This window comes from Nostoc foliaceum FACHB-393, from assembly GCF_014698505.1.
Taxonomy (GTDB): Bacteria; Cyanobacteriota; Cyanobacteriia; order Cyanobacteriales; family Nostocaceae; genus Nostoc; species Nostoc foliaceum_A.
In genome coordinates, this window is the sequence record NZ_JACJTD010000033.1 from 52,251 (window position 1) to 71,076 (window position 18,826).

At 39.9% G+C, this 18,826-nt stretch carries 16 protein-coding genes; 11 read left to right on the plus strand and 5 right to left on the minus strand.

The window, feature by feature from the left end; all coding sequences use genetic code 11:
* Positions 1-6: 6 nt before the first annotated feature.
* Positions 7-651, minus strand: a complete 645-nt coding sequence (locus H6G92_RS23885; protein WP_190896425.1) for a DNA-3-methyladenine glycosylase family protein — start codon at positions 649-651, stop codon at positions 7-9.
* Positions 635-1,720 carry a bifunctional DNA-binding transcriptional regulator/O6-methylguanine-DNA methyltransferase Ada gene (ada, locus tag H6G92_RS23890; protein ID WP_190896426.1) on the minus strand — a complete coding sequence of 362 codons (1,086 nt, stop codon included), beginning with the start codon at positions 1,718-1,720 and terminating at the stop codon, positions 635-637. Before ada ends, H6G92_RS23885 begins: the two co-directional genes overlap by 17 nt.
* Positions 1,721-2,098: 378 nt before the next feature.
* On the opposite strand from ada, the gene H6G92_RS23895 reads away from it, so the two are divergent.
* Complete coding sequence (locus H6G92_RS23895) at positions 2,099-4,663, plus strand: sensor histidine kinase (protein ID WP_190896428.1); 2,565 nt, start codon at positions 2,099-2,101, stop codon at positions 4,661-4,663.
* A gap of 63 nt (positions 4,664-4,726) precedes the next feature.
* On the plus strand, positions 4,727-6,490 hold the full coding sequence (locus tag H6G92_RS23900; protein WP_190896430.1) for a PAS domain-containing sensor histidine kinase: 1,764 nt from the start codon (positions 4,727-4,729) through the stop codon (positions 6,488-6,490).
* On the opposite strand, the gene H6G92_RS23905 is transcribed toward H6G92_RS23900, so the two are convergent.
* The gene (locus tag H6G92_RS23905) at positions 6,483-6,707 is read right to left on the minus strand and encodes a hypothetical protein (RefSeq protein ID WP_190896432.1); all 225 of its coding nucleotides are present in this window, start codon (positions 6,705-6,707) and stop codon (positions 6,483-6,485) included. The two genes, H6G92_RS23900 and H6G92_RS23905, sit on opposite strands and share 8 nt — an antisense overlap.
* A gap of 533 nt (positions 6,708-7,240) precedes the next feature.
* Between H6G92_RS23905 and H6G92_RS23910 the strand changes: the two genes are divergently transcribed.
* The 3 genes from H6G92_RS23910 (at position 7,241) to H6G92_RS23920 (ending at position 9,499) form a co-directional block, all read left to right on the plus strand.
* The gene (locus tag H6G92_RS23910; RefSeq protein WP_190896485.1) at positions 7,241-7,645 is read left to right on the plus strand and encodes a response regulator; all 405 of its coding nucleotides are present in this window, start codon (positions 7,241-7,243) and stop codon (positions 7,643-7,645) included.
* Between the two features lie 410 nt (positions 7,646-8,055).
* Positions 8,056-8,526 carry a DNA phosphorothioation-associated protein 4 gene (locus tag H6G92_RS23915; RefSeq protein ID WP_190728426.1) on the plus strand — a complete coding sequence of 157 codons (471 nt, stop codon included), beginning with the start codon at positions 8,056-8,058 and terminating at the stop codon, positions 8,524-8,526.
* Between the two features lie 31 nt (positions 8,527-8,557).
* Positions 8,558-9,499, plus strand: a complete 942-nt coding sequence (locus H6G92_RS23920; RefSeq protein ID WP_190896434.1) for an HNH endonuclease — start codon at positions 8,558-8,560, stop codon at positions 9,497-9,499.
* Here H6G92_RS23920 and H6G92_RS23925 read toward each other — a convergent pair whose 3' ends face one another.
* Positions 9,500-11,098 (minus strand): DGQHR domain-containing protein, encoded by a 1,599-nt coding sequence (locus H6G92_RS23925; RefSeq protein WP_190896436.1) that lies wholly within the window; start codon positions 11,096-11,098, stop codon positions 9,500-9,502. It abuts the gene before it with no gap.
* Between the two features lie 181 nt (positions 11,099-11,279).
* Here H6G92_RS23925 and dndC point away from each other — a divergent pair, with 181 nt between their 5' ends.
* From dndC to H6G92_RS23945, 4 genes are all read left to right on the plus strand, one after another.
* Positions 11,280-12,935, plus strand: a complete 1,656-nt coding sequence (gene dndC / locus H6G92_RS23930; protein ID WP_190896438.1) for a DNA phosphorothioation system sulfurtransferase DndC — start codon at positions 11,280-11,282, stop codon at positions 12,933-12,935.
* Between the two features lie 75 nt (positions 12,936-13,010).
* Positions 13,011-13,631 (plus strand): Uma2 family endonuclease, encoded by a 621-nt coding sequence (locus H6G92_RS23935; RefSeq protein ID WP_190896441.1) that lies wholly within the window; start codon positions 13,011-13,013, stop codon positions 13,629-13,631.
* Positions 13,632-13,824: 193 nt separating this feature from the next.
* On the plus strand, positions 13,825-15,813 hold the full coding sequence (dndD, locus tag H6G92_RS23940; RefSeq protein ID WP_190896443.1) for a DNA sulfur modification protein DndD: 1,989 nt from the start codon (positions 13,825-13,827) through the stop codon (positions 15,811-15,813).
* A gap of 69 nt (positions 15,814-15,882) precedes the next feature.
* Positions 15,883-16,107 carry a hypothetical protein gene (locus H6G92_RS23945; protein WP_190896445.1) on the plus strand — a complete coding sequence of 75 codons (225 nt, stop codon included), beginning with the start codon at positions 15,883-15,885 and terminating at the stop codon, positions 16,105-16,107.
* Between the two features lie 6 nt (positions 16,108-16,113).
* On the opposite strand, the gene H6G92_RS23950 is transcribed toward H6G92_RS23945, so the two are convergent.
* Positions 16,114-16,788, minus strand: coding sequence for a DUF726 domain-containing protein (locus H6G92_RS23950; RefSeq protein WP_190896447.1), 675 nt, complete (start codon positions 16,786-16,788; stop codon positions 16,114-16,116).
* Positions 16,789-16,873: 85 nt separating this feature from the next.
* Here H6G92_RS23950 and dndE point away from each other — a divergent pair, with 85 nt between their 5' ends.
* Both dndE and H6G92_RS23960 read left to right on the plus strand, forming a co-directional pair.
* Complete coding sequence (gene dndE, locus H6G92_RS23955) at positions 16,874-17,260, plus strand: DNA sulfur modification protein DndE (protein WP_012410821.1); 387 nt, start codon at positions 16,874-16,876, stop codon at positions 17,258-17,260.
* A 51-nt stretch (positions 17,261-17,311) separates the two neighbouring features.
* Complete coding sequence (locus tag H6G92_RS23960; protein ID WP_190896448.1) at positions 17,312-18,769, plus strand: DNA phosphorothioation-associated putative methyltransferase; 1,458 nt, start codon at positions 17,312-17,314, stop codon at positions 18,767-18,769.
* Positions 18,770-18,826 lie beyond the last annotated feature (57 nt).

Here is an 18,826-nt window from a genome sequence, read left to right on the forward strand (position 1 = left end):
GCAAGTTTATGAAGATTTGGCATTACTCAAGTAGTAGTGCCATAGAAGTCTTGCAGCAACTGCTCGCCACGGTCGCCAGTGCTGTGTCATTGCTTCTAGTTGAACTGGTGTTGGACGCGTCGCCAAGTTTTTGAGTTTTTGTAAAGCGATCGCGATCGCTAAATCGCCTTTAGGAAAGACATCAGGACGTTGCAGCGCCATGAGCAAATAAATATCAACTGTCCAGTCTCCTATACCTTTGAGGCGCTTTAACTCAGTTCTGATAGTAGTTTCGTCCATTCTTTCCAGCTGGCTAAGGTCAAGCTGACCAGTTGCGATCGCATTCGCCAACCCACGACAGTATAGAATCTTTTGCCGACTGAATCCAATTCCTCTCAATTGAACATCATCTAATATCAGAAAATTTTCTGCTGTCAAAGTTACAACAACCCCACATAGTCGGGTAAATACGGCCTTTGCAGCCGCTACGGAAACTTGTTGTTCCAGAATTATGCACAACAGCGTTGCAAAACCTGGTTCTCTTTGCCACAACGGTGGAGGCCCCAGTGTTTCTAAAATCCGAGCCAAATCGCTATCAAGATTGGCAAGCACCATTAAACCACGGGTCAGACTTTCTTGAGTCAACGATTCTAGTTCAGGTGTTTGAGTCATCTTTGAGAAATTTCGATTCTTGTATAAGCAGTTTTTGTTTACGCTCAATCCCCCAGTGATAACCACCAAGACTGCCATCACTCCGCAGCACCCGATGACACGGTACAATCAGCGCTATCGGATTAGCTCCACAAGCATTACCCACCGCACGGACTGCCTGGGGTTTGGCAATATCACGAGCGATATCTGTGTAAGTGCGGGTTTCGCCATAGGGAATTTTTTGCAATGCTTGCCACACTTGTTTTTGAAATGCTGTCCCACGGACATCAAGCGGTAAATCAACATGTGCCTCGCCTCCGGCAATAAAGTCGAGGATTGCTTGTATCCATTCTTTGTGTGTGTGGTCATCACGCATGATGTGCGCTTGGTGAAATTCCTGGTTCAAGGTATGTTCAAGCTTGTCTGCTTCATCACCTAGTTTAACGGCACAGATACCCTTCTCTGTTGTTGCCACAAGCAAATATCCTAGTGGACATAGAGCGATCGCATAGACAATGCTGATTGTCTTTCCAGCTTGTTGGTAAGTCTTTGGTGTCATTCCCAGTTGTTTAGGTGCTTTCTCATATAGTTGACTACTTGAACCATATCCTGTGTCGTAAACTGCATGAGCAATTTCCTCTCCTGACTGAAGACGCTGCTTCAATCGTTGGCTACGCAGTGCATCTGCATATTGAAAAGGGGATACGCCAATTATTTTCTTGAATACCTTTTGTAGATAACTGGAACTCATTCCCACCTGAGAGCATAATTCCGAAAGGGTTGGGATGTGATCAACTTGTGATTCAATATATCGACATGCTGCTAAAACTTTTGCCTTAGCGGGATTTAGAAATTTTTCAGATTGTGGCTGACAGCGTTTACAAGGTCGAAAACCTGCGTTTTCAGCTTCTTGTGCCGACTGGAAGAAACAAACTTGATTGCGATTCGGTCTGCGACTAGGGCAAATAGGTCGGCAGTAAACGCCTGTAGAGTGAACACCGTAGAAAAACTTACCTTCAAAAGTGGGATCTCGATTGAGAACTGCTTCCCAAAGAGCTTCTTCCAAAACTGATATCTGTTGTAATTGCATTTATGTCTCCTTGGACGTATTACAAAGTATCCACTCGGAAATACCCATCATTAATTCCTATATGTTGGTAACTCTATTTATTCTTTAGATAAAACTAGATTAAATGTATTGATAAACTACTTTCTATCTGATTATTGCGATCAAATGTGACAAAGTGTCGTTGATCACTATTTACAACTAACTTTTTTGTCACATGATTCTCCCTCTGGCAAATCGTTCACCCGATTGGGTGAATGCGATCGCCTCATCAGGAACTACTCTGAAAGAAGGTGCAGTTTTGATTCTGTTAGCGATTATGCCCACAAAATAAAAACTGTTAAATTGCTTATTCTAGCTTTTAATTGTAAATCAATAGCTTGTGTATCAAAGGGTCAAAGAGTGGATGAAACCGTTGTAAAATCGCTGTATACACCAAATTGCCAGCAAGAGGCTTTTAACCTGCTCTCAAAACTTGCTGTCAATTTACCAGGAATAATTTTCCAAGTTCTGCAACAGCAGGATGGTTCTGTGTTTATCCCTTATGTCAGTTCTGGTTGTGAATATTTGTATGAAATAGAACCAGAAACTGTACAGGCAGATTTCCAGGTGCTATACAAACTGATTCATCCGCTGGATGTGAAAGCCTTTGCTGAATCTATAGCTGTTTGTAGTACAAATTTTACACCTTGGCATTGGGAAGGTCGCATCATTACACCTAGTGGCAAACTTAAATGGATTCAAGGTACTTCGCAACCAGAACTACAACCTAACGGCGATTTTCTTTGGAATGGCTTGGTCATCGATATTACAGACCGAAAACAAACCCAAGAAAAATTGCAAGAGAGTGAGGCGCGGTATCAAGCAATTTTGGATGCTATCCCCGATTTGATGTTTCGCATTAGCCGCGATGGCGAGTATCTAGATTTGAAAAGTGAGGGAGCAAATATCACTCTTTCGAGAGAAGAAATAGTTGGGAGACATGTGCAGGAGTTATTGCCTAGTGATGTTGCCGCAATTAGCCTGGAAGCGATCGCTAAAACTTTAGATTCTGGAACTTTGCAAACTTGCGAATACCAACTACCAACGCCTTTGGGAGCCAGAGATTATGAGACGCGGTTGGTAGTGAGTGGTCAAGATGAAATACTAGCAATTGTCCGAGACATCACAGAACGCAAACAAGCGGAAGCTGCCTTACAAAATCTTGCCCAAAAATTTGCTAAAGCTTTTAGTTGCAGCCCCGATTCAATTACCATTAGCACACTCCAGGAAGGACGTTTCATCGAAGTTAACGATAGCTTTGTAGAACTCTCAGGTTATGAGCGAGATGAGGCGATTGGTAAAACTTCTTTTGAGTTAAATCTTTGGGTACACGATCGCGATCGCCTGAATTTGTTGCAGAATTTACAAGCCACAGGAGTTGTTCGCAACCTGGAATTTGAATTCCGGCAAAAGTCTGGCAAGATAATTACAACACTGCTTTCAGCCGAAGTCATTGATTTGGATGGTGTCCCTTCGATCCTAGCCGTCCATCACGACATTACAGAACGCAAGCAGGTGGAAGCGCAATTACGTCTATCAGCAGAACGCGATCGCTTGTTAGCAGAAACCTTAGTGCGAATTCGGTCTTCGCTTAACTTAGAGCAAATTCTCCAAACCACCGTGACGGAAGTCAGGCAATTTCTGCAAGCAGATCGAGTTTTTATTGGTTTAAATAATGCCAATTTAGGAGTCAGAACTCTTGCTGAATCAGTAGATCCCAAGTATCCATCAGTCTCAGGATGGTCTACTAATGATGAAGCTTATCTACAAGAATTGCGAAACTTACTTAAAGATAATCTTGTGCGTGTCGTTGAAGACATAACGCAAGTGGCAGTATCTCCCAAAGTTAAGGCGCACTGTCAAAAATTCCAAACGAAAGCTAGTTTGGCTGTACCAATTATGCTAGATGACGAATTATTTGGGGCGTTAATTGCCAATCAATGCTCAGGTTCGCGTCATTGGCAACCAATAGAAATTGATTTGTTACAGCAAATGTCAGAACAAGTAGCGATCGCCATTCATCAAAGCCAGATTTACCAAGAATTAGCAGAACTCAACACTAATTTAGAACACCAAGTAGAAGAACGGACAGCACAATTGCAGCAGAAAATGCAAGAAGTTGAAGAATTGCATCGCGTCAAAGATGTAGTTTTGCACACAGTTGCCCACGATTTACGAACTTCGGTGATGGGTAACTTGATGGTGTTAAAGAATTTGTTAAATCAGGGAGTGGGGTGTGGGGAGCAGGGAGCAGGGGGCAGGGGGCAGGGGGAAAATTCCTCTCCTCTGCACCCTTCCCCCCGCCCCTCTGCCTCTTATGCCCAATCTCCAATTCCTGTATCTCGCTCAATAATCGAGCGGATGATTCAAGGCAATGATCGTCAGTTGACGATGATTAACTCATTGCTAGAAATTAATTCCTGTGAAAAACAGGGTATTGATATCAAATATGAACCTGTGAAACTTAGCACCCTACTGGGAGGAACATTCGTCCAGTTGCAACCTATGTTGACACAAAATCAAGCGACTCTGAAGAACTTGGTTCCCACCAATTTACCGTTAGTAATGGCAGATGCAACTCGATTGCAGAAAGTTTTGGCACATTTAATAACACATAGCTTGCAAAATAATCCACCAGGATTAAATTTTATTCTGAGTGCCACCGTTGAGGGGGGAATGATTCGCACTCAGATTCAAGATGACGGTGTGGTAATGAGCAAACTAGAGTGCGATCGCCTTTTTGATCTGCATGTCCGCGATCCCCAAGACTGTTGTTCCACAAGCATTGGCTTAAAAATGTATCTTTGTCGGAAAGTTATTAAGGCACATGGCGGCGAAATCGGTGTTATTAGTAACCGTAAGCGCGGGTTAACTTTCTGGTTTACACTACCTCTAGCAACTTCATCCGCTACAAATCGCCCATAAATCACCAAAAAATGAGAGGGTGTTATTTATAGCAATGTTGAGTAAGGGAAACACCCTCAAGGTATGGGCAAAGTTGCTCGGATGCTAATGGCTATTCCGTTTACAACAGTGCAAAGCTGGTGGAGACAAACCTTTTCTGCACCAACAACAGATGAAATCACTACTTTTTACACAGCTTGGCGCAACCGCTTTTTGTGGCAGAGATTGCGTTTATGGTTATGGCTGGCGCTGATTTGTTTGTTGTCTTTTACTTTGAGAGACATTTACGGCTTTTTCTTCCCCTTAAAAGAGTTGGAAAGTCTGCCAGAAGTACTTAGAACTCAACGCCTTGTAATCAATATTGCAATGCTCCTGAGTATACTTGTTTGCTTTGGCCTACATAAAACGAAGTTAGGTCGTGATCGTCCAGATTTATTATTTTTGGGGTCTTCTTGGGCAATTAGTCTAGCATCACAGTTGTTTGCAACCATCAGAGGTTTTGCACTAGCCGACACCATCGGCTGGTCGCTGCTGTTTTTAAGCCAAGCCGTATTAATGCCAGTCTGCTGGATTCTTCACTTGCTATGTCAAATGGGCGTGCTGTTTTACTACTTTGGTGTAAATACGGTACTTGGGCTAAAAACACTAGTCCCCGAATACCCAGAAATATATAATGTAACGTTCATTTTATACATTTTTTGGTTTTGTGTTATATGTGATATTGGTGTTTATCTGTACGATCGCCTGCAACGTTCTGAATTTTACGCCCGTCAAGAACTGGAATCTGCTTATCAAAAAATCAAGGTTGCAGAAGCTAAATATCGCAGCATTTTTGAAAACGCTGTTGAAGGTATTTTTCAAAGTAGCCCCGATGGACGTTACATTACGGCAAATCCTGCTTTAGCACGTATTTATGGTTACTCCTTAGCCGAGGAGGTAACAGCAAATTCCACTGTTATTGAACAATTGTACGTTGATCCGAACCGTCGGGCAGAATTTGTTCGCCTGATGGAAAAGTATGGCAGCGTTTCTGAGTTTGAGTCCCAAATTTATCGCCGAGATGGGACTATTGTCTGGATTTCGGAAAAAGCCTACGCAGTGCGTGATGAACAGGGAAAACTGCTTTACTACGAGGGTTTGATTGAAGATATTACCCAGCGCAAGCAAACTGAAGAAGAACTAAGAGTATTTTTTCATGCAGTTTCCCACGATTTACGCAACCCAGTACTGGGTACTTTAATGGTGCTGAAAAATTTGCTTGCACGTCCAGAGGAAAATATTTCGATTTCACGCTCAATTTTAGAGCGGATGATTCAAAGTAGCGATCGCCAACTGAACTTAATTAATTCGTTGATGGAAGCTCATGTTAGCGAAGTGCAAGGTGTTGTTTTACAACGTCAAACCGTACAATTACTGTCAGTTGTCGAAGCTGCGATCGCAGATTTAGAGCCACTGCTAGAGCAAAATCAAGCCAAGCTGACAAATCTGGTATCCGCAGATTTGCCATTAGTGAATGCAGACCCCACGCAACTATGGCGAGTTTTTTCTAACTTAATTGTCAATGCTCTGAAACATAACGCCCCTGGTTTGCTCTTGACAATTAACGCTAACCATGAGGGTGAGATGATTTATTGTACTGTTAGTGATAAAGGCGTGGGTATTAGTCAACAACAAAGCGATCGGCTTTTTGAACTTTACTTTCGAGGTGCAAGTATCCGCAATTCTGTAAGTTTGGGATTGGGCTTGTATTTATGTAAGCAAATCATCAATGCTCACGGCGGCGAAATTGGTGTAAACAGTACATTGGATGCAGGGGCAACTTTCTGGTTTACATTACCTATTAGCTAGCAAGTGAAGTACCTATACCTTCGTAGAGGTAAGGCGTTCTCCAGTTTTGATCATAAAATTGGTAATTTTCAATTACGGCTCCATAGGCAAAACCTGTTGTTTTTCTCACTTCAACTGCTCGAATATCTTGAAGTGGCAAATCCTTTATTTTGGTTTGTAATCCTTGAAATTTGATAGTTACCCTGCCAAGAGCTTTGTTAAAACTACAATCTTTCACTACATGACTTTTTTCAAAACAATGTGACGCTACAGTAAATAGCTCATGAGGATTTAAATATTTAAGGTAAAAAGCTAATACTATGTCCTAATTCTATCTATATAATATTTATGAGAAATCACTTGTAATCATCTGTAAAAATTCAGCTTAAAAACTTTGTATTAGTAAATAATCATATTAAGTAAAAACTAGAATTAAATTCTATTCAAGGCTCAAGAATTTTTACATCAACTTCATTATTTTAATTATAATTAATAGGATGAAAATTTTTTATATAGTTGGTTATATAATCTAAACAAACAATTATAAATTATACCTACCATTTGGAGGATTGCTGGTTATGAATTATATCTGCATTTAGATATAAATAAATTGTTAAAATTGATTAGAAGTCGTCTTCTGTTTGTTTTATTGTTGATTATATAGTTCTGACTTTTCATGGCATATGGAAAAAGTCATTTTTAGGGTTTCTCAAGCCCTGATTTTTTCTTTAGCTGGTAAAAGTCACAGAAAGTTAGAATAAAATGTCATTTATGGAACCTTCTGGAACTCTTGCTGGTTTAGATATTCTGGTAGTTGAGGATGATAATGATACTCGCTGTTTCATCACTACGGTGTTGGAAATGGATGGAGCAAAAGTTATAGCAGTAATCTCAGCAGATGCGGCACGCCAAGTATTATCCGAATTGCAACCCGATGTTTTAATTTCTGATATCGGGTTACCTGGGGAGGATGGCTACACTTTTATCCGCAAAATTCGTGCGCTCAACCCAAAGAATGGTGGGCGAGTCCCGGCTATTGCTTTAACAGCCTATGCTGATAGTGAGGATCGTATCCGTGCTTTGGAAGGTGGCTTTGATACTCATGTATCGAAACCGATTGATCCAGAAGAACTAGTTGAGATAGTCGCTAGTTTGGTTGCTTCTTGTAATTGGTAACCATGAAGCTTGTTAGTTTTAGCTTTCGTGTTCATTGGTAAAAAGCTTTTAAGAACTTATCCTACTAATCAAATTCTGTGAATCCAGATATGAACAGTAGCAAGGTTAATGAATTCATCAAAAAGTATATTTTGATGTTGCCGACAAACAAGTAGGCGAGTATTAAAACAGGAAGTTGTCAGAGTATATCGCGTCATTATCCCCGAAAAACCCCAAATCATCGACCTTTTGAGGTGGCGGAAGCTGATTCCGCAGTATTAGGATGGGCTATGTTGGTGGATGAGTTGTTTGTTTAGCGATCGCTCACATACTATTATAAAATAATACGTAGGTAAATGCGTATGCGTAGCCAGCCCTAAGCATCGCTTCCAACTTTCGGTTAAAATAGCAACAATGTAGATATTAAAACAATGGCTGCAAATAGAATCAGGGTTGCTAAAGATAAGGCTGAGTTAGTGAAATCTCTAGTCGCATCAAAAGACACAACTGGGCCTTTTCAAACTTATGTAGAAGTTATGGTGTTTGCAGCAGCATTAGGCGTTAAAAATAAAAAGCGGGTTCCTTTGGGAGAAACTACCAAAAGAGAACCATCTCCAATTCCCCAAGAAAACTTTGCTTCATTGGGATATGACCTAATCATTAAATTATTAGGAGTTAATGAAACTCAAGATATCAACATACTCTCATCTAGAGAAGAACAAGATGAAGATAAACGCACTCAAATATTTGAAGAGTATGCTAACGCAGGACTGGAAATTTTACAAAATGAGTTACGGGGTTCTGTTGACTACTCAGAGCGACTTCTATTAGTTCTTATTTCTGAAAGAGGAACAAAAGAACAGCTAGAAGAAGAATTTGACCTCAGTAAATTTTTAAAATAATTTTTTCGCTTGCTTAATTAAGTTATTAAATATGAAAAACATAACATATTATTGTCAACGGCTGGCTGAATTAAATGTGAGTAATAGCCGTAAGCGTGGTAACGCTCAATACAAACCAATACTAGTTTTATCTGTAATTGATTTGATTGCGCGAGGTATCATTACTACTAACGAGATTCCAGTTTCAGACGAATTAATTCAAACATTTGAGAGGTATTGGAATGTAATCGGTTCTCCGTCTTACAAAGGTGGTTTACACTATCCTTTCTTGCATCTGCAAAATGAAGGCTTTTGGTACTTGAAATTTAAGCCTGAATTTAATGGGTTACAGCCAAAAACAATTAACAAACTAAAAGAGGCTGTTGAATACGCATATCTAGATGGTGAATTATTTAACTTTTTGCAAGATGAGTTTTACAGAAAAGAACTAATTGATGCACTTGTGGCAGCTTTCTTTTCTGATAATGAAAATGATATAGAGTCTATTTTACAAATAAATCAAACTTTTCAAGATGACGCGGTAAATATAGAACAAATAATTGAAACAGGAAATTTAGAGCCTAATCCAAGATGGAGCTTGAAACGAGCAGTTATTAGAAATGCTTTTTTTAGGAAAGCAATCGTACACGTTTATGACTACAGATGTTCCTTCTGTGGACTAAAAGTAACTAAAAAGGTAAATCAAAATATTGTGGATGGCGCACATATCAAGCCATTTTCACAGTTTTATGATAATAAAATTCATAATGGAATTGCTCTTTGTAAAAATCATCATTGGGCATTTGACAGGGGTTGGTTTGCTGTAGATGAAAAATACAAAATTATAGTTAGTAATGATTTGGAAGAAGCATCTCCCCATGCTAAACCTATGAAAAATTTTCATGGTGAAACAATACTTCTACCAAATACAGAGCAACACTTTCCACAACAGGAAGCGCTGCAATGGCATCGCCAAAATATATTTCAAGCATAATTACAGGATAGGTGGAAGTCCTACAGCTTTCGGTTCAACAAACTCGCCATCAAAACCTATTGTTTTATTTTCAACAGTCCTAGCATCCGCCAAAGCCTTACGAAGTTCAGCACGTTCCATCTGTTCCTGAATTCCACCCAGGATATAAACCAATAACTTCGCCGCCAAATCTCGTCCAGCAACCTGCACTCGCTTTTTATTTGGGTCATACAAAACCCCATACCAGAGAGATTGGGGATATTCCATACCACTAAAACCACCTTGCTGGTCAAACTTCCGCAGTTTCTTAAAAATATCTGCGAGGGAAAAACCTTTTTTAAAAACCAAAATTCCCAAAGCTTGCGCTAATGCAACTTGAGCAACTGGACGGAAAAGCATATTTCCTTCACCTCCATCCTTCTCAAAGCTGAAGCGCCGTAAAGCTGGTGTATCCTCGTGTTCTAAAATTTTATAACTAGAAAGACTAGCCAAAGAATCAAATAGCTTTTTAAATTCCTCAATTCCCTGCTCAATTTCTTCATCCTCTGGACGCATGGGAATTAAACCTTTCTCCAAGGGTTTCCAGTGAGGAAACTTTTGAGCCAAATATCGCTCAGACATATCTTGTAGAGCTTGCAAAGTGGTCAAAACTGTAGAATTGGAAGCGACTGTTGCACTATTCCAATTAACACGAGGATTGCGCTCTTGTCGTTGTTCTAATAGTGGATGTGTAACTGCAATTTTTCTAGCAACGATCGCAAAACCATCATCCTCATTCAACTGTGTTAGTTGCCCTTTAGTCAACGGTGCAGCCATCAGGTTGACATGAACAAAAATCGATCTTACCCTCCGCCTCGCCTGGGTGCGAGTTTCCCCAGCCGCTACCGCACAGATGAACTCAATACCAATTTTTTCCTTGGGTAAATTTTGCAAGTAAGCAAGGTCTACTTGATACTTTTCTATCAAATCATTGACTGTAATAAAACTGTCATCAGCACCTTTATCCTTTTTATAACGCTGGAGTTTGCGAGTTTTAATTAACTCCATCAACCCCTGTACACCCATTAATCGGTGTTGACCATCTAGCGCATAAATAGTTACATCATCCTCAGAAATATTTAGCAGACCTACTTTAGCATCTTTATCTAGGGGGATGAAATCTGTAGTAGACTTAATGGCGCGTCCTTCACTATCCCACTCAGCAGCTTTAGGATTATCTACCCACGGTTGATTAATTACTACCAACACTGGGGGAAACTTATGGTTGTGTCGAGCCGCCAAATACTGCACTAGTGGCGCTTGACGTGACCAATCAAGGGGACGCTGTTGAATTTCATCAATACTATCTGCGTCAATCTCGACATTATCAGTTTCAGGATTATACTTTTTTTGAAACAGAGGTAAGCCAGAGGCGAAGTGAACCCGACCTGCAAACCATTCCAGTGTAACAGAGCTAACATAAGCCTCAGTACCACCCATCTCGGTTTTTTGAACGAGAATCTGATCTTTTCTCCCTAAAAACTTCTCTAGGAGTAAAGCTAGTACCTGTTTTTCCTTGTTTTCCCGTTCCAGATATTCTCTAGCAATGTCAGCAGTGGGGTCAGATAGACTATCTTTCATGTTAAATTTTAAAAACAGAATAAGATTATGTCGTTTAATTATCCAAAAATTTGGATATTAGTAGTAAAGTTTTTAAAAACTTTTCTTTAACCCACGGAGGTGGGTTTTGTGTGTGTAGCCGCGAATTCTATTCGCCCTATTCGCCCAGATATTACGCCAGTGTTTCCAGAGAGAAGGAGAAATGACTACAGCACAACAACCAGAAAAGATAGTTCAGCAAACACGTACTGTAGCAGAGTTAGTGGACTATATCCAAGCTCTCACCACTGAAATTCAAGAATTGTATTGTTTAGATGAGATACCTTGGGTTGTGGGCTATTCGGGCGGCAAAGATAGTACTGCTACCTTACAGCTTATCTGGAATGCGATCGCAGCACTACCAGTTGAAAAGCGAAAAAAGACTATTCATGTTATTACAACTGACACACTGGTAGAAAATCCTGTAGTCTCTGTTTGGGTACGCAAATCCTTAGAAAGGATGAAAGTTGCTGCTCAAGAACAGAAAATGCCCATTGAGCCACATTTATTACACCCAGAAATCAAAGAGACATTCTGGGTAAGCTTGATTGGTAAAGGTTATCCAACGCCACGAGGAAAATTTCGTTGGTGTACAGACCGTCTAAAAATTCATCCTTCTAACCACTTTATCCGTGATGTGGTTAGAGTAAATGGGGAAGTTATTCTTGTTTTAGGTACGCGTAAGGCTGAAAGCATTAAACGTGCTATCTCAATGGAAAAACATCAAGCAGGTAGTCTAAAAGATCGTCTTATTTCTGATTCAAGTTCACCTACATCTCTGCTTTACCATAGTGCAAGCTTGCCTAATTCTTTAATTTATAGCCCTATCGAAGATTGGCGTACTGATGAAGTTTGGATTTACCTAAATCAATGGCAAAACCCTTGGGAATATAGCAACAAAGACTTGTTCACGATGTATCGAGGTGCTACAGCAGATAATGAATGTCCTTTAGTTGTTGATACTTCTACTGCTAGCTGTGGTGATTCTCGATTTGGCTGTTGGGTTTGCACAATTGTTAGTAAGGATAAATCAATGGAGGCAATGATTCAAAATGATGAAGAAAAAGAATGGATGCAGCCTTTATTAGATATCCGTAATGAATTAGATAATAGAGATGACCGCGATAAAAGAGACTTCCGTCGCATCTGGGGAGAAGTCCAACTTTTTGAACGTCATGTAGATGGTGAAACCTCTATTGAACCAATTCACGGCCCCTATACTAAATATTGGCGGGAACATTGGCTTAGACGATTATTAGAAGCGCAAACAAAAACCCGTCGGACAGCGCCAGCAAATATGCGCGATATCACCCTAATTACTCTAGAAGAAATGAGCGAAATCCGCCGCATTTGGCTAGAAGATAAACACGAATTTGATGATAGCTTACCCCGGATTTATCAAGAAGTGACAGGCGAAGAATTTCAAGATCCCCGTCCTGGTGCAGACTATAGCCTACTAGGTCGTGATGAATGGATAGTATTAGAAGAAATCTGTGAAGGTGACGCGATGCACTTGGAACTCATGGCGAAATTGTTAGACACAGAACGCCAGTATCGCAAAAAAACTCGTCGTGTGGGGATATACGATACTCTAGAAAAATGTTTTAATACGAGTTCCCGTTCTCCAGAAGATGCGATTAAAAATGCTCGTTTGAAACGCGAATTAAGCGAAGCAGTTAGTCAAGGTGATGTTGCAAAAGTCAAGCAGATGACTTTGGGCGATGTTGCAGCAATCAATGAAGTCGATGAAGGTAAAACTGAAAGTGATGAAGAGGTAACTTGGGCAAGTATGAAATTTAAAAAGGAAAACTCAGAATAATAGAAGACGGGAGTCAACCAAACTACTTAAAGAACGCTTGAGAAAGTTGGGTTATCTTAAAAAAAGCGAGGTTCTATGATTCAAGCCATACACAAATTAGTAACTTTTGAAGATTTTGCAGCTTGGCGGTCTGAGGGTGGGAGATACGAATTACATGATGGCGTGATTGTTGAAATAGCACAACCAGTGGGAGATCATGAGGATGTTGTTGGTTTTTTGGCGCTAAATATATCTATCGAAATTGGGCGACAAAAACTTCCTTACTTCATTCCAAAAACTGTATTAGTCAAGCCATCTGAAGGGGAATCAGCTTATTCACCAGACATCTTAATAATCAATCGACCAAGTTTAGTGAATGAGCCTTTATGGAAAAAAGAATCAACTGTATCTCAAGCTGCATCTATTCCATTGGTTATTGAAGTTGTTAGTACTAACTGGCGAGATGATTACTACAAAAAATTAGCTGATTATGAAGCTATAGGTATTCCCGAATATTGGATTATAGATTACGCGGCTATAGGTGCTAGGAAGTTTATTGGCAATCCTAAGCTGCCTACTATATCCATTTATCAATTAATTGATGGTGAGTATCAAGTTACTCAATTTAAAGGCGATACCCATATTGTCTCGCCTACTTTCCCAGAATTGAATTTAACCGCCGAACAGATTTTTCAAGCTGGAGGTGTGCAAATCTAGCCACGCTTACCAACACAGAGACAGATACAATCGCATTTCTTAACAGTTAGTGATGGTATTATCTATATTTCATAGACAATATTTTTTATCAATGCGTCAGACAAAACCATCTAATTAATATTATCTGATTCCTTTCATCACAAACTTTCTGCTTCTGCGATCGCTGTCTAACTCATGTTAATCTTAAAAATCAATGATATTTCTTGAACTCGTTCTACAAAACTTTGGCCCCTACAGTGGGAAACAGGTAATCAATCTTAACCCAAAAATCGATGAGGAAAGCTCACACCCAATTATCTTATTAGGTGGGATGAATGGCGGCGGAAAAACCACCCTTATGGATGCGATTCGTCTCGCTCTTTATGGCGCTCGTGCCCAATGTTCTACCCGTGGTAATTTAAGTTATAGTGATTTTCTCAATCAATGTGTTAACAACAAAATAGATCCAGTTGCAGACACCCGAATTGAGTTGCTTTTTGAACATATTGAAAACGATAAACCAATAAAATACCGTGTTGTTCGTAGTTGGACAAAAAATCCTAAAGATGGTAAAGACACATTAGGGATTTTAGGTGACAGTGATACATGGCCTGATGCTTTAGTTAATATCTGGGATGAATATATTGAAAATCTCCTGCCATTAGGTATTTCCAACTTATTTCTCTTTGATGGTGAACAAGTTAAAGAACTTGCAGAACAGGAAACACCACCACCAGTTGTAGTAGATGCAATTCGTGGACTTTTAGGTTTAGAGTTGGCAGATCGTTTAGCAGTTGATTTAGATATTTTAGTTAACCGTAAACTTAAAGAAGTTGGTAATAGTAAGGATTTAGCAAACCTAGAGGAAATTGAAACTAGGTTAACCCAACAGCAAGAAGATTATCAAACCACAGAAAAGAAAGTAGAAATTCTCAAAAATCAGGTAGAAGAGTTAGAACAGAAGCAGCAAGAAGCTTTTGATAAATTCATTTCTGAAGGTGGAAAGATTGCCGCAGAACGCAATCAACTAGAACTACAGCAAAATACAAAAACTGCGGAAATTGAACAAGTACGTCAGTCGATGTGTGAATTAGCGGCTGATGTTTTACCTCTGGCATTAATTCCCAATTTGCTCAATCAGGCGCAAGCACAAGGAGAAAAGGAATTTCGCCATCAACAGGTACAAATTTCTAAAGATTTGTTACTTGAACGAGATCAGCGTTTACTCGCTTGGCTAAATCAAGTAGAAATTTCTCCGATACAAGTTGAAAAAATCCAATCATTTTTAATCCAAGATGTAGATAGTTTATATGCAAAGACTCTCCAGGCAGAAGCACCTTGGTTATTAGCTGATGATGAAGCTTTAAGTCAACTAGATAATCTCATATATCACTTACAAAATTCTAAACTTTCTGCAAAAGAGAAATTAGCTATTCTTAGAAATAAAGAAGAAGAAATTCATACTTTAGAAAGGCAAGTGCAAACAGCAGCAGCACCAGAAGATTATACAAAGCTGCGTCAAGCACTAGAAGCGGCACAAAATCAAGTTGTTGAAGCTAAAGCAAATTACGAAACAATCCGCCGCCGTTTAGCTGAATTAGAAACTATTATCGCCAAGTCAAAAAGAGAATTAAGTGATTATACTGTAGAAAATATTAAACATAAAAATAGTGAACATATTATTACTTCTGCGGCTAAAGTTCAAAACACACTTAAGATTTTTCGTGAAAAATTAACCTTGAGAAAACTCAATAAATTAGAGGAAGAAGTTAAAAATTGCTTCCTTTATCTTCTCCACAAATCAGACTTAGTGCATCGCATCACTATTGATACTAAGACTTTCAGCCTTTTGCTTTACGATTTAAATGGTAAACCTGTTCCTAAACATCGTTTATCAGCAGGTGAAAAACAACTACTTGCGATCGCATTCCTCTGGGGTTTAGCCAAAGTCTCTGGACACCGCCTACCAGTAGCAATCGATACGCCACTAGGTAGACTAGACTCCTCTCACCGCAGCAACTTAGTTGAACGTTACTTTCCATCCGCAAGTCATCAAGTGATTTTGTTATCTACGGATACTGAGATTGGTAAGAAAGAAGTGGAAACACTGCGAGAAAACGAAGCGATCGCACGCGAATACCTGCTCAAATACGACTCCTGCACCCGCCAAACAACAGTGGTAGAAAATCAATATTTTTGGTAGTAGATATCGTCTAAAAAAAAATATTTACAATAATACATATCACGATCTTTGGAAAGTAGATAAGCAATTATGAACTCGCCCCATGTATTAAAAATAGAGAATGACCTACGTGTTCTGTCATTAGAAGAATTAGAATGGTTATTAGAACGGATCGCAAAACAAGTGCAAGAAAGAAAGCAAATATCAGATAACTTTACTGATGTAAAATATATGAAGGAACAACTAGCTACAATGGCTAGTGATTTAGATATGCAGCTAGAAATTGCCGCTATTAATAATGAATTGGGGTTATAAAAAATTTCATATCTGCCATAACCCTTTTCTAACTAACTCTGGTAAGTAGTCGAAGCACTTAGATGGGCTATGGCTTTTACCTATCAGATATGTTGCATCTTCATTGGCAATTCTAGGGTGATACTCTTTTATTGGTTTCCGTCCACAAGCATTCTGTCCTCCTTCAGCTATTTTGAATATATATTTTAATGTTTTATCATCAGAGCTATATACATTGATTAAGTTTCCTGTGATCTGGGAAGTTACATATCCCCAATCTTTGCTACTATCTCTACGAACAGCACCAGCTAGAAGAATCACATTTTCTAATAAATGTTGTTTTTCTGTCCAACCTTCCATGCAATAATAAGCAACACGCGCCCCTAATGAATGAGCCATAAGAGAGACATTTTTTTCAGAAATTTGATTACGAATCAAATGAGGAAAGTAATCTCTCCCAACTCGTTCTGCACGATATTTTGTTTTATGCCAGTGACCAAGACCAAAACCCATAAGAGAACTTTCAAAAAGACCAGAATCCCACCATAAATGATATACAGAATGTCGCCAACCAGCATTATTTAAGGCATAAAGCAAATTATTGTTTCTCACTTTTTCTTCGCTTAAATATCCATCTATAAAAACTAAGGCTTTTGAACTGTCTGCTGGGCGTGAAAGAAGTCGCAATTCAGGGCTTTCCATTAATTATTCCTTGGCCAAAACTTAAGACATACTCTTAGTTTTCCCAGCAGTATTATTTCTATATCACTATTTATTTATAAAAACTATGGAATCCCCAATCGAAAGAATTAAACTCTCCCAAACAGCCAAAGACCAACTTACCAAACTTAAGCGCAGCACCAAAATCGACCAATGGAATATCCTATGCCGTTGGGCGTTTTGCCGTTCTCTCGCAGAAGCAACCACACCTTCCCCCGTCCCAATTCCCCAGGATAGTAATGTCGAGATGAGTTGGCGCGTTTTTGGTGGCGAAATGTCTGATATACTCCTTCTCGCCCTCAAGCAACGCTGTCACAATGACGGTTATCCCACCGATAAAGAAACCTTAGCTACTCAATTCCGCTTACATTTACATCGCGGTATTGGCTACTTAGCAGGCGATCCAAATATCAAGAAAATTGAAGATTTAATTGAACTGGCGGTTAAAAATTGAAAGGATATTAGTTGACTGTTAACTGTTCACTGTTAACTGACAAATAATATTATGCCTGAAGCGCTAGAAATCGAGCGTCATAGAGCTGCGATCGCTCGCACTGACATATCTCGCCCCGTGCGATTAGCAATAGAATCGGCAATTCTGAATCCAGACACCACTTTTTTTGACTACGGTTGCGGCTATGGTGGTGATGTCCAGCGAGTAAAAAACTTAGGCTACACCAGTGCAGGCTGGGACCCTTACTACTATCCTGATGTACCACGCACTCCCGCCGATGTGGTCAACTTGGGCTATATCCTCAACGTCATTGAAGACTCAGAGGAACGCCGTCAAAGCTTGATCCAAGCCTGGGAACTCACTGGGAAAGTTTTAATTGTCGCGGCTCAAATCCTAATTAACGCTCCCAGTAAAACCCAACTTGCTTACAATGATGGCATTGTGACGCGCCGCAATACTTTTCAGAAATATTACGAACAAGAAGAACTCAAAACTTATATTGATGAAGTCCTAAATGTAGATGCAGTACCGATCGCACTAGGCGTATACTTTGTTTTTCGAGATGAAGCTGAAAAAGAAAGTTACAAAGCTATCCGCTTCTTTTCTGCGACTTCTACACCGCGAGTCCGTATCCCCACCAAGCGGTTTGAAGACTATCAAGAACAGCTGCAACCATTAATGGCTTTTTTTACCAAGCGCGGTAGACTACCCGTGAAAGGCGAATTGGAAAATGAACAGGAATTACTGGGCGAATTTGGTAACTTTCGCCGTGCCTTTGGTGTCGTTTTGCAAGCTACTGATGAAGCAGAATGGGATGCGATCGCTTACCGTCGTTCTCTGGATATCCAAGTTTATCTCGCCCTCACGCACTTTGATAAACGCCCTGCATGGCAAAAGCTAGCGCCAGAAATGCGTCACGATATCAAAGCCTTTTTTAGTAGCTACGAGGAAGCTTGTCAAGTAGCCGACCAAAAGCTTTTCAGCTTAGGTAAATCTGGGGTGATTCAAACTGCTTGCGAAAAAAGCAAAATTGGTAAGCACACGCGCGGTGCCCTTTACGTCCACGTTTCGGCACTTGCAGCACTTGATCCCGTGCTACGAATCTGTGAAGGTTGCGCTAGCCGTACCATTGGGCGTGTCGATGAAGCCACATTAATCAAATATCACACTGATAAGCCGCAAATATCTTATCTGTCTTACCCCGAATTCGACACCGATCCCCACCCGGCGTTAAAAGCCAGCATAGGTATTGATTTAAAAACCCTATTCGTCACTCACCGAGACTACGAAACTAGGGCAAATCCGCCGATTTTGCACCGTAAAGAAACATTTGTTGCCAGCAACTACCCTGGTTACGAAGAATTTGCTAAACTCACTCAACAAGAACAAGAATTAGGATTGCTCAAGGACAAAAGCGCCATCGGTACGCGTGAAGGTTGGGAAAAATGCCTCGCCGCACACAGAGTAGAAATCAGGGGGCATCAAGTTTATACAATTCAAGAAAGTTAAGAAAACGCTGACGCTATAAGGTTATCCTGAATTTGTATTTAACCCAAGTAAATCTTG

Excerpts from the sequence above, each read along its gene's own strand:
- H6G92_RS23925 (WP_190896436.1), bottom strand. The coding sequence starts at position 11,098 with ATGAAAGATAGTCTATCTGACCCCACTGCTGACATTGCTAGAGAATAT.
- H6G92_RS23945 (WP_190896445.1), top strand. The coding sequence starts at position 15,883 with ATGAACTCGCCCCATGTATTAAAAATAGAGAATGACCTACGTGTTCTG.
- ada (WP_190896426.1), bottom strand. The coding sequence starts at position 1,720 with ATGCAATTACAACAGATATCAGTTTTGGAAGAAGCTCTTTGGGAAGCA.
- H6G92_RS23950 (WP_190896447.1), bottom strand. The coding sequence starts at position 16,788 with ATGGAAAGCCCTGAATTGCGACTTCTTTCACGCCCAGCAGACAGTTCA.
- H6G92_RS23920 (WP_190896434.1), top strand. The coding sequence starts at position 8,558 with ATGAAAAACATAACATATTATTGTCAACGGCTGGCTGAATTAAATGTG.
- dndE (WP_012410821.1), top strand. The coding sequence starts at position 16,874 with ATGGAATCCCCAATCGAAAGAATTAAACTCTCCCAAACAGCCAAAGAC.
- H6G92_RS23885 (WP_190896425.1), bottom strand. The coding sequence starts at position 651 with ATGACTCAAACACCTGAACTAGAATCGTTGACTCAAGAAAGTCTGACC.
- H6G92_RS23900 (WP_190896430.1), top strand. The coding sequence starts at position 4,727 with ATGGGCAAAGTTGCTCGGATGCTAATGGCTATTCCGTTTACAACAGTG.
- dndC (WP_190896438.1), top strand. The coding sequence starts at position 11,280 with ATGACTACAGCACAACAACCAGAAAAGATAGTTCAGCAAACACGTACT.
- H6G92_RS23960 (WP_190896448.1), top strand. The coding sequence starts at position 17,312 with ATGCCTGAAGCGCTAGAAATCGAGCGTCATAGAGCTGCGATCGCTCGC.
- H6G92_RS23935 (WP_190896441.1), top strand. The coding sequence starts at position 13,011 with ATGATTCAAGCCATACACAAATTAGTAACTTTTGAAGATTTTGCAGCT.
- dndD (WP_190896443.1), top strand. The coding sequence starts at position 13,825 with ATGATATTTCTTGAACTCGTTCTACAAAACTTTGGCCCCTACAGTGGG.
- H6G92_RS23910 (WP_190896485.1), top strand. The coding sequence starts at position 7,241 with ATGGAACCTTCTGGAACTCTTGCTGGTTTAGATATTCTGGTAGTTGAG.
- H6G92_RS23915 (WP_190728426.1), top strand. The coding sequence starts at position 8,056 with ATGGCTGCAAATAGAATCAGGGTTGCTAAAGATAAGGCTGAGTTAGTG.